This is a genomic window from Rosenbergiella nectarea (genome assembly GCF_900111105.1).
Lineage (GTDB): Bacteria > Pseudomonadota > Gammaproteobacteria > Enterobacterales > Enterobacteriaceae > Rosenbergiella > Rosenbergiella nectarea.
The window spans coordinates 204,422-219,124 of sequence record NZ_FOGC01000005.1; the positions used below are offsets into that span (position 1 = coordinate 204,422).

Here is a 14,703-nt window from a genome sequence, read left to right on the forward strand (position 1 = left end):
AATGTCCTAAAGCAGCCTAATCCAAGGCTGCAAGGTGATTAACGGATCTGTGCGGTAATGCGATAGAGGTAGACCAATAATAAGGCTGATGCTAAGTGAGCGACTACGTTACTAATCAGCAAAATAAGGCTGTTAGGCATCAATCCGAAGCTACCAAAGATGAAGGCCAGCGCCATTCTTACGACAAACCATGCGATAACCGCGGGCGCGATAAGACGGATATTTTTCCATACCAATGGCACACTTTGCTTCATGGTTTTCAGTAATCCACGATCATTTTCGAGCAGGAGTACTGGTGATAAGGAGAATAACACCATTAAAACGACCCCGGGCACAATCAACACATAAAATCCGAGTTGTACGAGGGTGGTTAATAAAAAGGTCTGAATGAGCAGTCGGGGCCAAACCGGCGCACTGGCTCCGATAGCGCGAATTGCGCTAGTGGCTTGCCCTTGTGCCGTCGCGGATAAATATTTTAATACACCCCCTACCAATAAGGTATTTCCAATTAAGGCAGAAAAGGTCATTACGGCCGAGATGTGCATCAACACGCTGCGTTGATCGTCGCTCATGTCTTTAATGAGTGCAAAGAGTGAGTCGGAACTTTCGCCATTTTGTAAAAAGTCACTCAATGGGTCTGTCGACGGTAGAAATGTCTTGAGTAACAATACTGTAACAAAGGCTGAGAGCAGTGAGATCAATAGCAACGGCTTGAAATGCTGCTTAAACTGCTGGGCAGCGTCACGGTAAGATTGATTGGCCGTGAGGGGCATGGAAACTCCTTGATGTATAGGGAAAACTTGCGCTAATTGTACATGGTTAAGTTGGCAACTGGCACAGGACTTACATAACTTTCTATTATATCGGTTTATTAGCGTTATTGGGTAACACCGTCACTGATACTTATCTCTATCAAAAACGAAAAACCTAATCTAATTTGATCTCGATCAAGGCTTTGTTTTATATAGAATAATTGCTTCATTATTCACATGAATTCTAGCGATAAACGCGACAGAATAGGCACAATAATTATAGGTGTTTACGTTTCGTCACTTTTTATTGATAAGTTCAGGAGTTTTTATGAAAGCGCGTAAAATTGTTTTAGCGATGGCTCTCGTCTTCCCAGCGATGGTTTCTGCGCATCAAGCGGGTGATTTTTTCATTCGTGGTGGGGCAGCGTTAGTCCGTCCAACAGGGAATTCCGATAATGTGTTGGGTTTAGGATCCTTCAACGTTAGCAACAATACTCAGTTAGGGTTGACGTTTACCTATATGGCAACCGATCATATTGGTGTGGAGCTACTCGCCGCGACGCCATTCAGACATAAAGTGGGTCTGCGCTCCACGGGTAATATTGCCACGGTGCATCAGCTCCCCCCAACCCTGATGGCGCAATATTACTTCATGGATAATAGCGCTAAGTTCCAGCCATACGTTGGGGCAGGCATTAACTATACGACTTTCTTCGATAATAAATTCAATAATACCGGCCGCCAAGCGGGTCTGTCGGACTTACGTCTTAAGGATTCATGGGGCTATGCGGCACAAGCGGGGATGGACTACCAGTTAAACGATCACTGGATGCTGAATGCTTCGGTCTGGTATATGGACATCAAAACGAAAGTACGCTTTAAAGCGGCTGGAGAATCACACTCAATCGATACCAAAATCAACCCAGTGGTCTTCTTCTTAGGAGCAGGTTATCGTTTCTAAACTTAGAAGAAAAGGCCGTGTTAACGGCCTTTAAACGATGGTTTACTTGATTTGCATACCATTCACTACCGAGCGAACGCCCGGTACGGTACGGGTCACATCCACCGCTTTTTGCGCTGCGTGAGCAGAAGTGACAAAACCGCTTAATTGTACACGTCCTTTGAAGGTTTCAACGTTAATTTCCGTAGAACGTAAATCCTTCTCACCTAATAGCTTCGCTTTCACTTTAGTGGTCACCACGGTGTCGTCAATATAGCCACCGGTACCTTCGTGTTTTGGCGTTGGCGCACAACCGGCCAAGGATAATCCTAGTACGGTCGCTAATAAACCAGTTGTCACTATTTTTGCAAACTTCATTCGCTGCCTCCCTGTTGAATCTTGATTGGATAGTGATCAGTCGATCAGCTCAAATTTAGCCTATTAATGAGAAATCTACTAATTTTTCTATGCGAAATCTTAATCTGAATCACTGCTTAGGCGACTTGTGGGTAGCGGCTTTCAGCTCGGCAACAAAATGCGTTAACGTTTCGAGTAAACGTACGGGATCTTCGGCATACTGCTCAATAATCTTCACTGTGGCAGAACCGGCTATCGCGCCAGCCGCGCCTGAATCGATCGCTGCACGTACTTGCTCCGGTTGCGAAATACCAAACCCTTGAATTGCAGGCGGCGCACCGTACTGGCTAAGCTTTTCAACCAAATGCTTAAGGGAGGTGGTGGCACGATTTTCAGCACCGGTGACACCCGCACGAGAGAGAAGGTAAGTGTAACCCTGTCCCCATTGGCCAATGGATTCAATTAATGTATCGTCGGCATTCGGTGGACAGATAAAGATCGGCGCAATCCCATGGCGCGTTGCCGCCTGACGAAAAGGCAAGGACTCTTCGATAGGCACATCGGCAATCAGGACTGAGTCGACACCGGCTTGCGCGCAGCGTTGATAGAATTCATCAATTCCTTGGCTGAAGACTAAGTTTGCATACATTAATAACCCGATGGGAAGATCAGGATATTTGCAACGAACAGTCTGTAAAATATCGAAACATTTCTGAGTGGTGATCCCACCAGCAAAAGCGCGCAGTGTTGCGCTCTGTATCGTCGGACCGTCGGCCAAAGGGTCAGAGAAGGGGATGCCCAACTCTAAGGCATCCGCGCCACCGGCAACCAAGGCATCAATGATTTGCAATGAGAGTTCAGGCGTTGGGTCTCCTAAGGTCACAAACGGGACGAAGGCCCCCTGTTGTTGCTCAGCTAAACGGGAAAAAAGTGTTGCGTAACGGTCCATTAGATTTCTCCCCGCTGTTGTAGGATATCGTGAACAGTAAATATATCTTTATCACCACGTCCGGATAGGTTGACCACTAAAAGTTGGTCTTTCTCTGGCGCTGTTTTGGCCATTTTTATTGCATGAGCCAGCGCATGTGAGGATTCCAATGCTGGGATGATACCCTCCGCTTTGCATAACGCTTTAAAAGCGTCTAAGGCCTCATCGTCAGTAATCGATACGTAGTCAGCACGCCCAATACTGTTTAAATAGGCATGTTGTGGCCCAACTGAAGGAAAATCAAGACCCGCAGAGATTGAATAAGACTCCTCAATCTGACCTTCTTCAGTCTGCATCATCGGCGCTTTCATCCCGAAGTAGATACCCGTCCGACCATGTTTTAAGGGAGCACCGTGTTCGCCACTCTCAATACCATGGCCCGCAGGCTCTACGCCAATCAATTGGACTTCAGGAGTGTCGATAAAGTCTGCAAACATCCCGATCGCATTCGAGCCACCGCCCACACAAGCAATAATGGCATCGGGCAGACGCCCTTCTTTTTCCATGATCTGCTGGCGAGTCTCTTCACCAATCATGCGTTGGAATTCTCGAACGATGGTAGGGAAGGGGTGAGGGCCTGCGGCGGTTCCTAACATGTAGTGGGCCGTTTCATAACTTCCGGACCAATCGCGTAATGCTTCGTTACAGGCATCTTTCAAGGTGGCCGAACCGCTATGAACCGGTATAACTTCTGCCCCCATTAATCTCATGCGGAACACATTGGGGGACTGGCGCTCGACGTCTTTCGCACCCATATAGATTCGACACTTCATGCCTAACAATGCGCAAGCCAGCGCAGAAGCTACCCCATGTTGGCCGGCACCGGTCTCCGCAATAATTTCATTCTTACCCATGCGCTTAGCCAGTAGGGCTTGACCCAGTACCTGATTGGTTTTGTGTGCCCCGCCGTGCAGAAGGTCTTCTCGTTTAAGGTAGAGGCGTGTCTGCGTGCCCGCCGTTAAATTTTGGCACAAGGTGAGGGCAGTTGGGCGTCCCGCATAATCTTTCAGCAGTTGGGTAAACTGCTGCTGAAATTCAGGATCACGCTGCGCACTGACGAAAGCTTCTTCTAACTGTGCCAAGGCTGGCATCAGAATTTGTGGGACATATTGTCCGCCGTACTCACCAAAATAAGGATTTAATAATGTCATTGTCAGTATCCAATCATTGTTATTGAGCGTGGGTTGCGTAAGTGTTGATTGCTGCAAAAACGGTAGTCAGTTTTTGGTTATCCTTGATCCCTGGCGATGTTTCGACCCCAGAGTTAAGATCAACGCCAGCACAACCTAGGGCTAATGCGGGTTCAATATTGTCTGCGTTGAGGCCACCTGCCAGAATAACGTCATCCAGTGGCTGGTCGGCTAATAACTGCCAGTCAAAGCTTTGGCCGCTGCCACCCTGTCCATTATCGAAGACGTAGCGATCGATACCGATCCAACCACGATCCGGCAGATGTCCTTCGATCTTAAAGGCTTTCCAAATCTGGCAGCGAGTGGGTAGTAGATCGCGAAGTCGACGTACGTAAGAAGGATCTTCGCTACCATGCAGTTGCACCACCGATAAGCCTAGGGCTTCGACTTTTAATACAATATCGCCCACTTCCACATCACGGAAAACGCCGACATAACGAAGTGGGGTACTTTTAATGATGGTGCGAGCTTGTTCTTCACTCACGTAACGTGGAGAGCTTTCAACAAAGATTAACCCGCCATACAGCGCACCGGCGTTATAGGCGTCTTGAGCATCTTGGACACGTGTTAATCCACAGACTTTATTTTCGCCGGAAAGAAGACGCTTGACGGCAAAGCGTAAATCATCTTCTGCCATCAAGGACGAGCCGACCAGAAATCCTTGCGCAGTCTGGTTTAGGTCTTTAATTTGCGCGTAATGCTGAATGCCTGATTCACTAATAACCAAGCTTCCTGCAGGAAGTTGGCTCGCTAACAGACGTGTTTTATCGGTATCGACGGAGAGGTCGCGTAAGTCGCGATTATTGATCCCGACCACCTCAGCTTGCAAGGCGATAGCCCGTGCTAACTCTTCCTGATTACTCACCTCAGTCAGGATCCCCATCTGTAAGGTTTTAGCCACCTCGGCCAGAAGACGATATTGCTCGTCATCCAATACAGACAGCATCAATAGGATAGCATCTGCTTGATAGTAACGCGCTAACCAGACTTGATAGGGATCCACCATAAAGTCCTTGCACAGCACTGGCTGGTGAACCGCTTGACGCACGATCGGCAGGAAAGCGAAGTCGCCTTGGAAATATTTCTCGTCGGTTAGGACCGAGATGGCCGAGGCATAATCACGATAGACAGTGGCGATAGCCAAGGGATCAAACACATCGCGGATCAGCCCCTTGGAAGGAGAGGCTTTTTTACACTCTAGGATGAAGGCCGGATTGTGTTGGCGTAGTGCTTGAACAAAGGAACGATCGCTGGGAATGACCTCAGCTTGGAAATCTGACAGCGGTTGCGTCGCTTTACGCGCCGCTATCCACATTTTTTTATCATCAACGATTTTCTGAAGCACAGTACCCTGCATATTATCCTCTTGCGGCTAACGCTGTAACACATTGATAGGCAGCACCACTACGCAACACGGCGAGGGCTTTTGAGGCATTCTCGCGTAGGTTTTCTTGGCCAAAAAGTTTCATTAACATCGCAACATTGATAGCAATGGCGTGCTCATGGGCTTCCTGACCTTTACCCTGAAGTAATTGCGCTAAAATGTCACGGTTTTCTTCTGGAGTGCCGCCCCGTAGGCTCTCAATTGGATGCATGGAGAGGCCAAAGTCTTCTGGACTGATCTGATAGCGCGTGATCTCGTTATCGCGCAGTTCTGCGACGTCCGTCGTAGCATGTATTGCGATTTCATCCATACCACCACCGTGGACCACCGCCGCACGCTGATAGCCTAACACCCGTAATGTCTCGGCGACAGGCTGTACCAGCTCTGGGCTATAGACGCCAATCAGGGCCAAGGGGGGGCGGGCAGGGTTAATCAGCGGGCCGAGCACGTTAAACAGCGTTCGCGTGGCAAGCTGTTTGCGTACCGGCATGGCATGGCGAAACCCCGTATGATAGTGCGGCGCAAACAGGAAACAGAGATTTAACTCATCTAATGCCTCACGCGCTTGTGCAGGCGGCATGTCCAAATTGATACCAAAAGCGGCCAAGAGGTCGGAAGAGCCTGACTTACTCGACACGCTCCGATTTCCATGTTTGGCTACTTTATAACCACATGCCGCCGCCACAAATGCACTGGCGGTAGAAATATTAATACTGTTTGAGCCATCGCCGCCCGTACCGACAATATCCGCAAATAAGGTCTCAGGGCGTGGAAAAGGAAGTGCATGATTAAGAAAAGCGGTGGCTGCACCGGCGATTTCTTGTGGTGATTCGCCTCGCACCTTCATAGCGATCAATAGCCCCGCCAGACTGACCGGATCGATTTCACCTTTCACTACGGCAGAGAACAGTTGTTCACTCTGCTGCTGGCTAATGTGTTGCCCCTGATAGAGGCGCTCAAGTAATAATTTCATGCAAGTCCCTTATCGTTTTAGCGCCCAAGCCAGCGTCTGTTCCAGTAATTTTGCGCCATGGGTGGTGAGAATGGATTCAGGATGGAATTGGAATCCACATACGCGGTCGGCATCATGTCTGACGGCCATTACCATATCATTGAAAGTCGCATTCACCGTTAAGCTCGACGGGACGTTACTCCCGACCAGCGAGTGATATCGCGCGACGGGTAACGGACAAGGCAACTGTTGGAACATCTCTAGGTTATCATGAGTGATATCCGAGGCCTTACCATGCAGGATTTCGCCCGCTTGGCCCACAGCCCCCCCGTAGCTTTCGACGATGGCTTGATGACCTAAACAGATACCGATAATCGGCACTTTGCCGCGTAAGCGTTTTAGCAGCTCAGGCATACAACCTGCCTCGCTCGGTGCCCCTGGCCCCGGCGATAACATAACGATTGGTTGCTCAAGGTGATCCACCTTCGCGACTAACTGATCCACCGGGACGTTATTACGGAAAATAACGACGTTATGGCCAAAGGTTCGCAATTGATCGACCAGGTTGTAGGTAAAGGAGTCAAAATTATCAACTAATAAAATATCAGCCATTAGAAAATCTCCTGGCAATGGTGGGCCGTGGCGATAGCTCTTAGCACCGCTCGCGCTTTATTTCGGCTCTCGTCCGCTTCGGACTGCGGATCTGAATCGAGTACCACTCCCGCACCCGCTTGTACGGTGGCGACACCGTTCTCCACATACGCTGAACGGATCACAATACAGGTATCAAAGTCTCCCGTTCCGGTAAAATAGCCGACGGCACCGCCATAACTGCCGCGGCGAGTCTTTTCATGCTCTGCAATCAACTGCATGGCACGGACTTTTGGCGCACCACTCAATGTTCCCATATTCATACAGGCGCGATAGGCATGTAACACGTCCAGATCGTCACGTAAGCGGCCCACGACGCGAGAAACGAGGTGCATAACGAAGGTATAGCGGTCCACTTTAGTAAGGTCTGCCACATAACGGCTGCCCGGTGTACAGATACGAGCCAGATCATTACGCGCTAAATCGACCAACATAAGATGCTCGGACATCTCTTTCTCATCATTACGCATATCCAGTTCGATACGGCTATCAAGGTCGAGATTCAGCGAGCCGTCTGCGTGCCTGCCGCGCGGGCGGGTCCCTGCAATAGGGTAGATCTCTATTTGACGGCTCTGGGCGTCGTATTTCAGCGAACTTTCTGGCGACGCGCCGAAGAGGCTGAAGTCCTGATCTTGTAAAAAGAACATGTAAGGACTCGGATTGCTTTTCTTTAATACATCATAAGCCGCGAGTGAGGAGGGGCAAGGCAAGGAAAAACGTCGAGAAGGAACGACTTGGAAAATTTCGCCTTGGCGAATAGCCACTTGCAGCGCCTTAACGATATCGCAATAGGTCTCATCGTCCTGATTACAGCTCAGCTGCATGTCCGGTACTGGGGCAGCAGACACTTTGGCAGGCGTAGTGAGCATTTGCTGGTGTAGCTGATGGAGTCTTGCTTGCAGACGTTGGAATTCATCGCTGCTATCAGTGAATAGGCTGGCTTGAAGACGGGCTTGTTGGGTTTGGTGGTCAAGCACTAGTAGCGTTTCAGCCAGGTAGAAGCAGTAGTCTGGGCAGGCTTGATCTTGCTGCAGAGGAGGCAGGGCTTCGAATCCCGCCACTAAGTCGTAAGCAAATAGTCCGCCCAAAAATAGGGCGTGGCGCTGTTGGTCGCTATCGGCGACTAAGGTAGGTACTAGACGCAGCACATCGAAAACAGAGGCGGATTTTAAACGGCTATCTTCATCTTGTAATGATGACGGCTCGTTAAAAGTAATCATTAACTGATCTGCCGAAATCGTGGTCTCAGCTTCAGCGGGAAGTTTGTCAGACAGCAGGGGTAACAGGCTACGACCATTAGCACTCAATGCCTGGACCTTAACAACGTTACCTAGCGCGCTGATACGTAACGCGCTGTCGACAATCATCAAGCTCTGTAAATCGTCTTTACTACTCACATCGGCCGATTCGAGCAGCAAGGTAGAGGGCCTCGCCCCACAGAGTTGGTTAAATAGCGCAGTAGGGTCGGCAGAATAGGGTGTTTCAACAGTGATGAGTTTGAGTTTGCTGGATGTCATTAGTGTTATCTCTATTATTCTTCCAATAAAAAGCCCGCCGAATGGGCGGGCTTAGAAATCTGCATAGCGGTTATTTTAGCTGGATGCATGACAACGTCGCCCGATTATGGGAGAGTGACGCGCCACCACTGAGAATGCTTTACTGTTATAACCATCATGAGATTGTGTCCTGTCTGAAGTCCTGTGTACTAGTTAACTAGTTCATGGCGGAATTGTCAACACTCTAAGTTAACTAAAAGTGATTTATCAGTAGGGGAAATGTTGAACACGTCTGAGAGAGTAAATTTTGACCGAAACTGTGCGCGCGATTATCTATGATTTACATTCCCATACTCAAGCTTCAGATGGCGTTCTGAGTGCGCGAGATTTGGTTCTCCGTGCTTGCGAGCGTGGGGTTAAGGTGTTGGCGATTACTGACCACGACACCACGGCAGCAATAGAGGATGCCCAAACCGCGATTCGTGAAGAGAATCTGGATCTGACACTCGTCACGGGAGTAGAGATCTCGACCTTGTGGGAGAATCACGAAATCCATATCGTTGGTTTAGGTTTTGATCCTCATCATCCGGCGATGGTCGAGCTATTACAGCAGCAATACCAGCGAAGGGAACATCGGGCCGCGATGATTGCTGAACGACTTGCGAAGGCCGGTATTGCGGACGCGCTGAACGGTGCCCGGCAAGAGGCGGGAGCCGGGCAGATTACGCGGGCCCATTTCGCGCGTTACCTTATACAGCAAGGTAAAGCTGAGACGATGGCTCAGGTATTCAAAAATTATCTTGCCCGCGGTAAGACGGGATATGTCCCGGCACAATGGTGTGCGCTGCCCACAGCGGTGGAAGCGATTCATCAAGCCGGGGGGGTAGCCGTGGTGGCACATCCTGCACGCTATCAGCTCTCTACCAAATGGTTAAAGCGCTTATTGGCTTACTTCGCTGAAGTCGGCGGGGATGCGATGGAAGTCGCACAATGTCAACAGGCACCGAACGAACGGCAACAACTGGCCAAGTATGCTCTGGATTACGGCTTATCTGCCTCGCTTGGCTCTGATTTTCATCAGCCCTGTGCATGGATAGAGTTAGGTCGTAAACTGTGGTTACCGAAAGATGTGGTTCCCATTTGGGAAAAATTTCCAGCTTTAGCTGCCCCAACTCGGGGGTAGGAGACTATTATGAGTCAATTATTTTATATTCATCCAGAAAATCCTCAGCCACGTATCGTCAAACAAGCGGTTGAGCAAATTAATCAAGGTTCAGTGATTGTTTATCCGACAGACTCGGGATATGCCATAGGGTGTAAACTGGAGGATAAAGCCGCCATGGAGCGGATTATTCGCTTGAGACAATTAGATGGCCGCCACCATTTTACCTTGATGTGTCGTGATCTCTCGGAGCTATCGACTTATGCTCAGGTCGATAATATCGCTTTTCGTTTGCTTAAAAACAACACGCCAGGCAGCTACACATTCTTACTGAAAGCGACAAAAGAGGTACCTCGCCGCCTGATGAACGAAAAACGTAAAACTATCGGTCTACGTGTGACGTCACACCCGGTCGCGCAAGCGTTATTAGAGGCATTGGGCGAGCCGTTGATGTCCACTACGCTGATTCTTCCAGGCAATGATTTTGCAGAATCCGACCCAGAAGAAATCCAAGATACTATTGGAAATCAAGTCGATTTGATTCTGAATGGCGGCCCTATTGGTCAGCATCCGACCACGGTTATCGATCTGTCTGACGGGTCGCCGGTCGTCGTCCGCCAAGGTGCAGGAGATACTCGTCCCTTTGAATAGCCAGATTGGGCAATGACGCTATTGCCCAATCTTTCTTAGCGTGAATTACCGTTAATACGGAGTATTTTCACCGTAGAGGTTCGACAGGATTCTTGCTGGCAGATGCCGCTAAACCAGATTTCACCCTGCTCGCCTATCATCACCCCTTGGCTGTTGGCGAAGAGTTCGGAATAACGTTGCCGGCGCACAACATCCTGCAGACTATGGGTAAAAATTTTATCGTAAACCGCAAGAAAGGCTTTCTTATTGAGAAGAATGCGATCCTTTCCAGCAACTTGTGCAGTAATTGGATAGCTCAACATGCTGGCAACTTGCTGCTTATCGTGGCTTACCACTGCACGTTGGAAGGTCGAGAAAAATTGATGGTACTGGGTGTGGGCATGCTCGCCCATCAGATAGTCGAGTCGTTGGTCTACTTCTTGTGAAGTCTGTGCATAACAAGCACTGGTAAACAACAAAGCGCCGCTCAGGATAAGCGAAAGGGGACGACGTGGTAAACGCATGGGTAACTCCGTTATAAAGAAAATCCAGAGGTTTGTGGAGCGCCTTCAACCCTCAGTAAGCGATACTTATTGTTAGTGGGGTTGATGACGACAGCAGGTTATGTCAGCGAATAAGTATAGCCCAGCTATTTCCCGCAAACAAAATCCCTAAGATAGGGCGATAAAAAGGCGTTACATCCCCTGTTTCATCCTGTATAATGGCAGTATAAAATAACTTAAGTTATTGATTTTAAACGAATTTATAAACTGATGCCTGGGAAGGCGACAGCGAGGCAGTTATGAGTGAGAAGTTACAGAAAGTATTAGCGCGAGCGGGACACGGTTCACGTCGCGAAATTGAAACCATGATAGCGGCAGGTCGCGTGAGTGTTGATGGCAAAATCGCCACCCTCGGTGACAGGGTCGAACCTTCCAATACATTAAAGATTCGTATTGATGGACGCCAAGTAGCGGTCATTGCCACCGAAAGTGAAGTGTGTCGTGTCCTAGCCTACTACAAGCCAGAAGGTGAGCTCTGCACGCGCAATGATCCTGAAGGTCGTCCGACAGTCTTTGATCGTTTACCTAAATTACACGGCGCACGTTGGATAGCCGTTGGCCGTCTTGATGTGAATACCTGCGGGTTATTACTCTTTACTACGGATGGTGAACTGGCTAACCGTCTTATGCACCCGAGCCGTGAAGTCGAGCGTGAATACGCGGTACGAGTATTTGGTCAAGTGGACGACGATAAGATCCGTCAGCTGAGCCTTGGCGTACAACTTGAAGATGGTCCTGCTGCCTTTAAAACATTGAAATTTGGTGGCGGTGAAGGGATAAACCAATGGTACAACGTCACGCTTACCGAAGGGCGTAACCGCGAAGTTCGTCGTCTTTGGGAAGCGGTCGGGGTTCAAGTCAGCCGACTCATGCGTGTTCGTTATGGGGATATTCTACTTCCTAAAGGGCTTCCGCGAGGGGGCTATACCGAGATGGACCTCACGGCTGTCAACTATCTGCGTGAGCTGGTGGGCATGAGCGAAGAAACCGTGACTAAGCTTGCTGTTGAGAAAGATCGCCGTCGTACTAAAGCGAACCAAATTCGTCGCGCGGTGAAACGCCATAATCAAATATCGGGCAACACACGTCGTCAAGCTGCACGGGGCGAGAGCAGTCAGAAGGGGAGACCGGCTTCTCCTACGGCTAAACCGCGCCCTAGTTCGAAGCGTCAACAAACTAAGTAATTAAGGCCCGCAAGGGCCTTTTTTTTTTATTACTGAAAGAGTAGGTAGCCACTATCTTGAACCTTAGGCTGTTGACGAGCCTGACGAATAAAAGTCGGGAGTGGGCAGAGGGTTTTTTCGTGATAACGAAAACAGCCTTTATCGAAATAATCGGCTTCCAGCATCGGCATGTCTAATGACAAGGGCGTAAGCGCGCGCCATTGATCCAGACTTCGCGTCATAAAGCTCAATTGGATAAACTGCTTACCAGTATTCGCTTCATGAAAGCGTAAAAAAACCAAGCTCCCTCCCGGGGGAATGTCATTACGAGGATATTCTGCTAACTGCCAGTTAAACCCCAGCATGGTCTGTAATTGCGCGATGTTAGTGTCGTGGCCAACGAAAATAACAATTGGACTGGCTAAGTGTGAAGCATAGCGGGTGGGCTTTCCTGCCAAGGCATCTAGAATTTGCGTCATGAGTAAAGAGCCGCCCTGTCTGGCGTATTCAGGGGTATCGCTGACCAGATCATATTTTGCTGCATGGAGAGCCATCAATTGGCCGACATCTTTGGCCTGGCGAACATGACCAAAAGCCACCTCTGAAAGGGGCAAGTTTTCGCTATAGGCAAGCCTGATACTTTCTGCCATGGAGGCGGCATAAGCCACCGGCCCCGCTAATTTGGGTTGTCCGTTGTCCGCGATGTTGATGTCCCATGGCTCATTCAAAAATGCACAGCTTGTTGTATGGGGGGCGCATACTGCTTGGCGAAATAAGGCAACTGCTGCACGATAATGCGCGGACAAGGGGGTATAAGCTGCCATTTTCGCATGAATTTGTTGCAGGATTATCGTGGTATCGGGTGGTGCGATCCCCATTTTACTGGCATCAAAAAGCGGGTCTGTAGGGGCTTGAGTATGAGCAACCGGTATTCCACAGCCAGGAAACAATCCATCAAGTAGCGCACTACCTGTCGCTTGTGTGCGCTGATCAGGAGCAGTCCATACGTTTACACTCTGAGGAGCGGGGCAACCTTGGCGTAAAGGTAGCGCCAATCCCAGATGCTGCCATTGTTCAGCGAAAAACTTACCTTGCTGTACCATCCCTGTGTAACCGTGGCCCGTTAGATGACCGGGTGGGACATTCCAAGTCGGCCAGCGCTGACCGGTGAGCGCGGCATAGTGGTGATCGTCAGTGGGCGAACGGACTCCGTGGCGAGCAACTACCACAACTTTATCTAATACAAAACGCGAAGACGCGTCGCTCAACGGTACATAACTTAATAACCCGATCCACCAGGCAATCAAGGCGTTTTTAATTAGCGAGCGGGGCATAATCGCTACCTCAAATATTAGTGTATCTAGTAGAAGATTAAGAATACACCACTGCAGATTAATTAGACCTAACAATGGAATCACAATCGATGACTAATTTCTGAACGTGGCAGGGGATATTAAGAAACCAGCTTGACACTAGTGTCTTAAGCAGAACGTTTTTTTTGTGGGCGTCACGATTTTGGATCGCTATTACGATGGTTATGTTAGGTTTAATGTTAAGTGGGTTGATATTACATCAATTAAACCATAGGAATGGAAAGGGATTAGAAATGGAATTCTTATATAATAGTACACAGGTCTCGAAAGTACTGATAACCATTGATTCACCACTATTCACAGTCCAACATCTGACCGAGCGCCCTGAATAAACCGACTATCAGCGGGCGACAGCCGCTGCGACGAGCGCTGCGAATGCGCAGACGGATGTTGAAGGTGCCAATGTTCTTGGCCTGATAGTTGGCAGTGCCATTACGTCAGGAACTTGGGCAGTAAAACTGGGTGAAATAAGCAATGAAGTTATAGTCGGGGATAAAATAAACTAATATCGAAATTAGCGAACCCATTGGATGAAAGATTGGCAGGCACGCTGGATAGTGTAAGTTCCTGCCCGTGTGGGAGAGATCCATCCGGTCAATCTCGGTTGGCTAAATGAGGATACGGCCACTCAGATGTTAATTGGCAACCAGCGAGTTTACTGCCGCTGGATAATCAGCAATACAGACTGCTTTGGGTTAACACTTTGGATAGAGGCCGATTAATGCTGAATGTTGTGATCTGAATACAAACATCAACTTTTACGTCAAATTATAAATCGGTTAGTATTCGACCCGCGCAACGATAAACATGACACGAATAAGGGAATAAAACGTCAATACATTGACGACGTTACCTCGGTAATTTCGGCAGGTACACTCTCTAAGGATAGGAGAATAGACTCATGGCAGCGATGGAGTTTTACCTACGGGTAGGCGATCCTACCACCTGTGGGGGCAAGATACTGACCGGGGATCAAACGCTCAGTTGGTATGGCGTGGCGGGAGCGCGAGAAGGTGATGCGGTATCGTGCGGCCAGTCTCCTGGAACGTATAAAATTTTGGGGGGGACCTCTGATAGCTGGGATGAAGGCAGAAGACTAGCA

General features: G+C 49.0%; 13 protein-coding genes, 1 pseudogene and 1 other annotated feature. Of the genes and pseudogenes, 5 read left to right on the forward strand and 9 right to left on the reverse strand.

The annotated features are described in order from the left end of the window. Positions 1-38: 38 nt before the first annotated feature. Positions 39-773 (reverse strand): YciC family protein, encoded by a 735-nt coding sequence (locus BMX14_RS08200; RefSeq protein ID WP_092675348.1) that lies wholly within the window; start codon positions 771-773, stop codon positions 39-41. Positions 774-1,080: 307 nt separating this feature from the next. Between BMX14_RS08200 and ompW the strand changes: the two genes are divergently transcribed. Further along, positions 1,081-1,713 carry an outer membrane protein OmpW gene (ompW, locus tag BMX14_RS08205; RefSeq protein ID WP_092675350.1) on the forward strand — a complete coding sequence of 211 codons (633 nt, stop codon included), beginning with the start codon at positions 1,081-1,083 and terminating at the stop codon, positions 1,711-1,713. A 42-nt stretch (positions 1,714-1,755) separates the two neighbouring features. Here ompW and BMX14_RS08210 read toward each other — a convergent pair whose 3' ends face one another. The 6 genes and pseudogenes from BMX14_RS08210 to BMX14_RS08240 all read right to left on the reverse strand — a co-directional run bounded on the left by BMX14_RS08210 (position 1,756) and on the right by BMX14_RS08240 (position 8,731). Then, positions 1,756-2,070 (reverse strand): BON domain-containing protein, encoded by a 315-nt coding sequence (locus tag BMX14_RS08210; RefSeq protein WP_092675353.1) that lies wholly within the window; start codon positions 2,068-2,070, stop codon positions 1,756-1,758. 109 nt (positions 2,071-2,179) lie between these two features. Continuing rightward, positions 2,180-2,998, reverse strand: coding sequence for a tryptophan synthase subunit alpha (trpA, locus tag BMX14_RS08215; RefSeq protein ID WP_092675356.1), 819 nt, complete (start codon positions 2,996-2,998; stop codon positions 2,180-2,182). Next, complete coding sequence (gene trpB, locus BMX14_RS08220; protein WP_092675359.1) at positions 2,998-4,188, reverse strand: tryptophan synthase subunit beta; 1,191 nt, start codon at positions 4,186-4,188, stop codon at positions 2,998-3,000. Before trpB ends, trpA begins: the two co-directional genes overlap by 1 nt. Before the next feature lie 19 nt (positions 4,189-4,207). After that, positions 4,208-5,584: a bifunctional indole-3-glycerol-phosphate synthase TrpC/phosphoribosylanthranilate isomerase TrpF gene (trpCF, locus tag BMX14_RS08225; RefSeq protein WP_092675361.1), complete on the reverse strand. Its 1,377-nt coding sequence runs from the start codon at positions 5,582-5,584 to the stop codon at positions 4,208-4,210. A gap of 1 nt (position 5,585) precedes the next feature. Continuing rightward, positions 5,586-7,175, reverse strand: a pseudogene (gene trpD / locus BMX14_RS16575) (bifunctional anthranilate synthase glutamate amidotransferase component TrpG/anthranilate phosphoribosyltransferase TrpD). Continuing rightward, a complete protein-coding gene (locus BMX14_RS08240; RefSeq protein ID WP_092675368.1) occupies positions 7,175-8,731 on the reverse strand; it encodes an anthranilate synthase component 1 in 1,557 nt (518 codons plus the stop codon). Before BMX14_RS08240 ends, trpD begins: the two are co-directional and overlap by 1 nt. Before the next feature lie 24 nt (positions 8,732-8,755). Further along, positions 8,756-8,864 (reverse strand) — a sequence feature (Trp leader region). Positions 8,865-9,017: 153 nt separating this feature from the next. Here BMX14_RS08240 and rnm point away from each other — a divergent pair. Beyond that, on the forward strand, positions 9,018-9,893 hold the full coding sequence (gene rnm, locus BMX14_RS08245) for an RNase RNM (RefSeq protein WP_092675372.1): 876 nt from the start codon (positions 9,018-9,020) through the stop codon (positions 9,891-9,893). Positions 9,894-9,902: 9 nt separating this feature from the next. Next, positions 9,903-10,523, forward strand: a complete 621-nt coding sequence (locus BMX14_RS08250) for an L-threonylcarbamoyladenylate synthase (RefSeq protein ID WP_092675377.1) — start codon at positions 9,903-9,905, stop codon at positions 10,521-10,523. 35 nt (positions 10,524-10,558) lie between these two features. Here BMX14_RS08250 and BMX14_RS08255 read toward each other — a convergent pair whose 3' ends face one another. Further along, positions 10,559-11,026, reverse strand: coding sequence for a hypothetical protein (locus tag BMX14_RS08255; RefSeq protein WP_177173116.1), 468 nt, complete (start codon positions 11,024-11,026; stop codon positions 10,559-10,561). A 278-nt stretch (positions 11,027-11,304) separates the two neighbouring features. Between BMX14_RS08255 and rluB the strand changes: the two genes are divergently transcribed. Beyond that, entirely contained in the window at positions 11,305-12,249 is a 945-nt protein-coding gene (rluB, locus tag BMX14_RS08260) for a 23S rRNA pseudouridine(2605) synthase RluB (protein WP_092675380.1), read from the forward strand. Between the two features lie 29 nt (positions 12,250-12,278). Here rluB and BMX14_RS08265 read toward each other — a convergent pair whose 3' ends face one another. Next, a complete protein-coding gene (locus tag BMX14_RS08265; protein WP_092675383.1) occupies positions 12,279-13,562 on the reverse strand; it encodes a histidine-type phosphatase in 1,284 nt (427 codons plus the stop codon). 940 nt (positions 13,563-14,502) lie between these two features. On the opposite strand from BMX14_RS08265, the gene BMX14_RS08270 reads away from it, so the two are divergent. Further along, positions 14,503-14,703: PAAR domain-containing protein (locus BMX14_RS08270; protein WP_143056400.1), on the forward strand; the 201-nt coding region annotated here is incomplete at its 3' end.

Bases quoted from the DNA above. Each gene is read 5' to 3' on its own strand.
- ompW (WP_092675350.1), top strand. From the start codon at position 1,081: ATGAAAGCGCGTAAAATTGTTTTAGCGATGGCTCTCGTCTTCCCAGCG.
- trpB (WP_092675359.1), bottom strand. From the start codon at position 4,188: ATGACATTATTAAATCCTTATTTTGGTGAGTACGGCGGACAATATGTC.
- trpA (WP_092675356.1), bottom strand. From the start codon at position 2,998: ATGGACCGTTACGCAACACTTTTTTCCCGTTTAGCTGAGCAACAACAG.
- BMX14_RS08265 (WP_092675383.1), bottom strand. From the start codon at position 13,562: ATGCCCCGCTCGCTAATTAAAAACGCCTTGATTGCCTGGTGGATCGGG.
- BMX14_RS08240 (WP_092675368.1), bottom strand. From the start codon at position 8,731: ATGACATCCAGCAAACTCAAACTCATCACTGTTGAAACACCCTATTCT.
- trpCF (WP_092675361.1), bottom strand. From the start codon at position 5,584: ATGCAGGGTACTGTGCTTCAGAAAATCGTTGATGATAAAAAAATGTGG.
- rluB (WP_092675380.1), top strand. From the start codon at position 11,305: ATGAGTGAGAAGTTACAGAAAGTATTAGCGCGAGCGGGACACGGTTCA.
- BMX14_RS08200 (WP_092675348.1), bottom strand. From the start codon at position 773: ATGCCCCTCACGGCCAATCAATCTTACCGTGACGCTGCCCAGCAGTTT.
- BMX14_RS08250 (WP_092675377.1), top strand. From the start codon at position 9,903: ATGAGTCAATTATTTTATATTCATCCAGAAAATCCTCAGCCACGTATC.
- BMX14_RS08255 (WP_177173116.1), bottom strand. From the start codon at position 11,026: ATGCGTTTACCACGTCGTCCCCTTTCGCTTATCCTGAGCGGCGCTTTG.
- BMX14_RS08210 (WP_092675353.1), bottom strand. From the start codon at position 2,070: ATGAAGTTTGCAAAAATAGTGACAACTGGTTTATTAGCGACCGTACTA.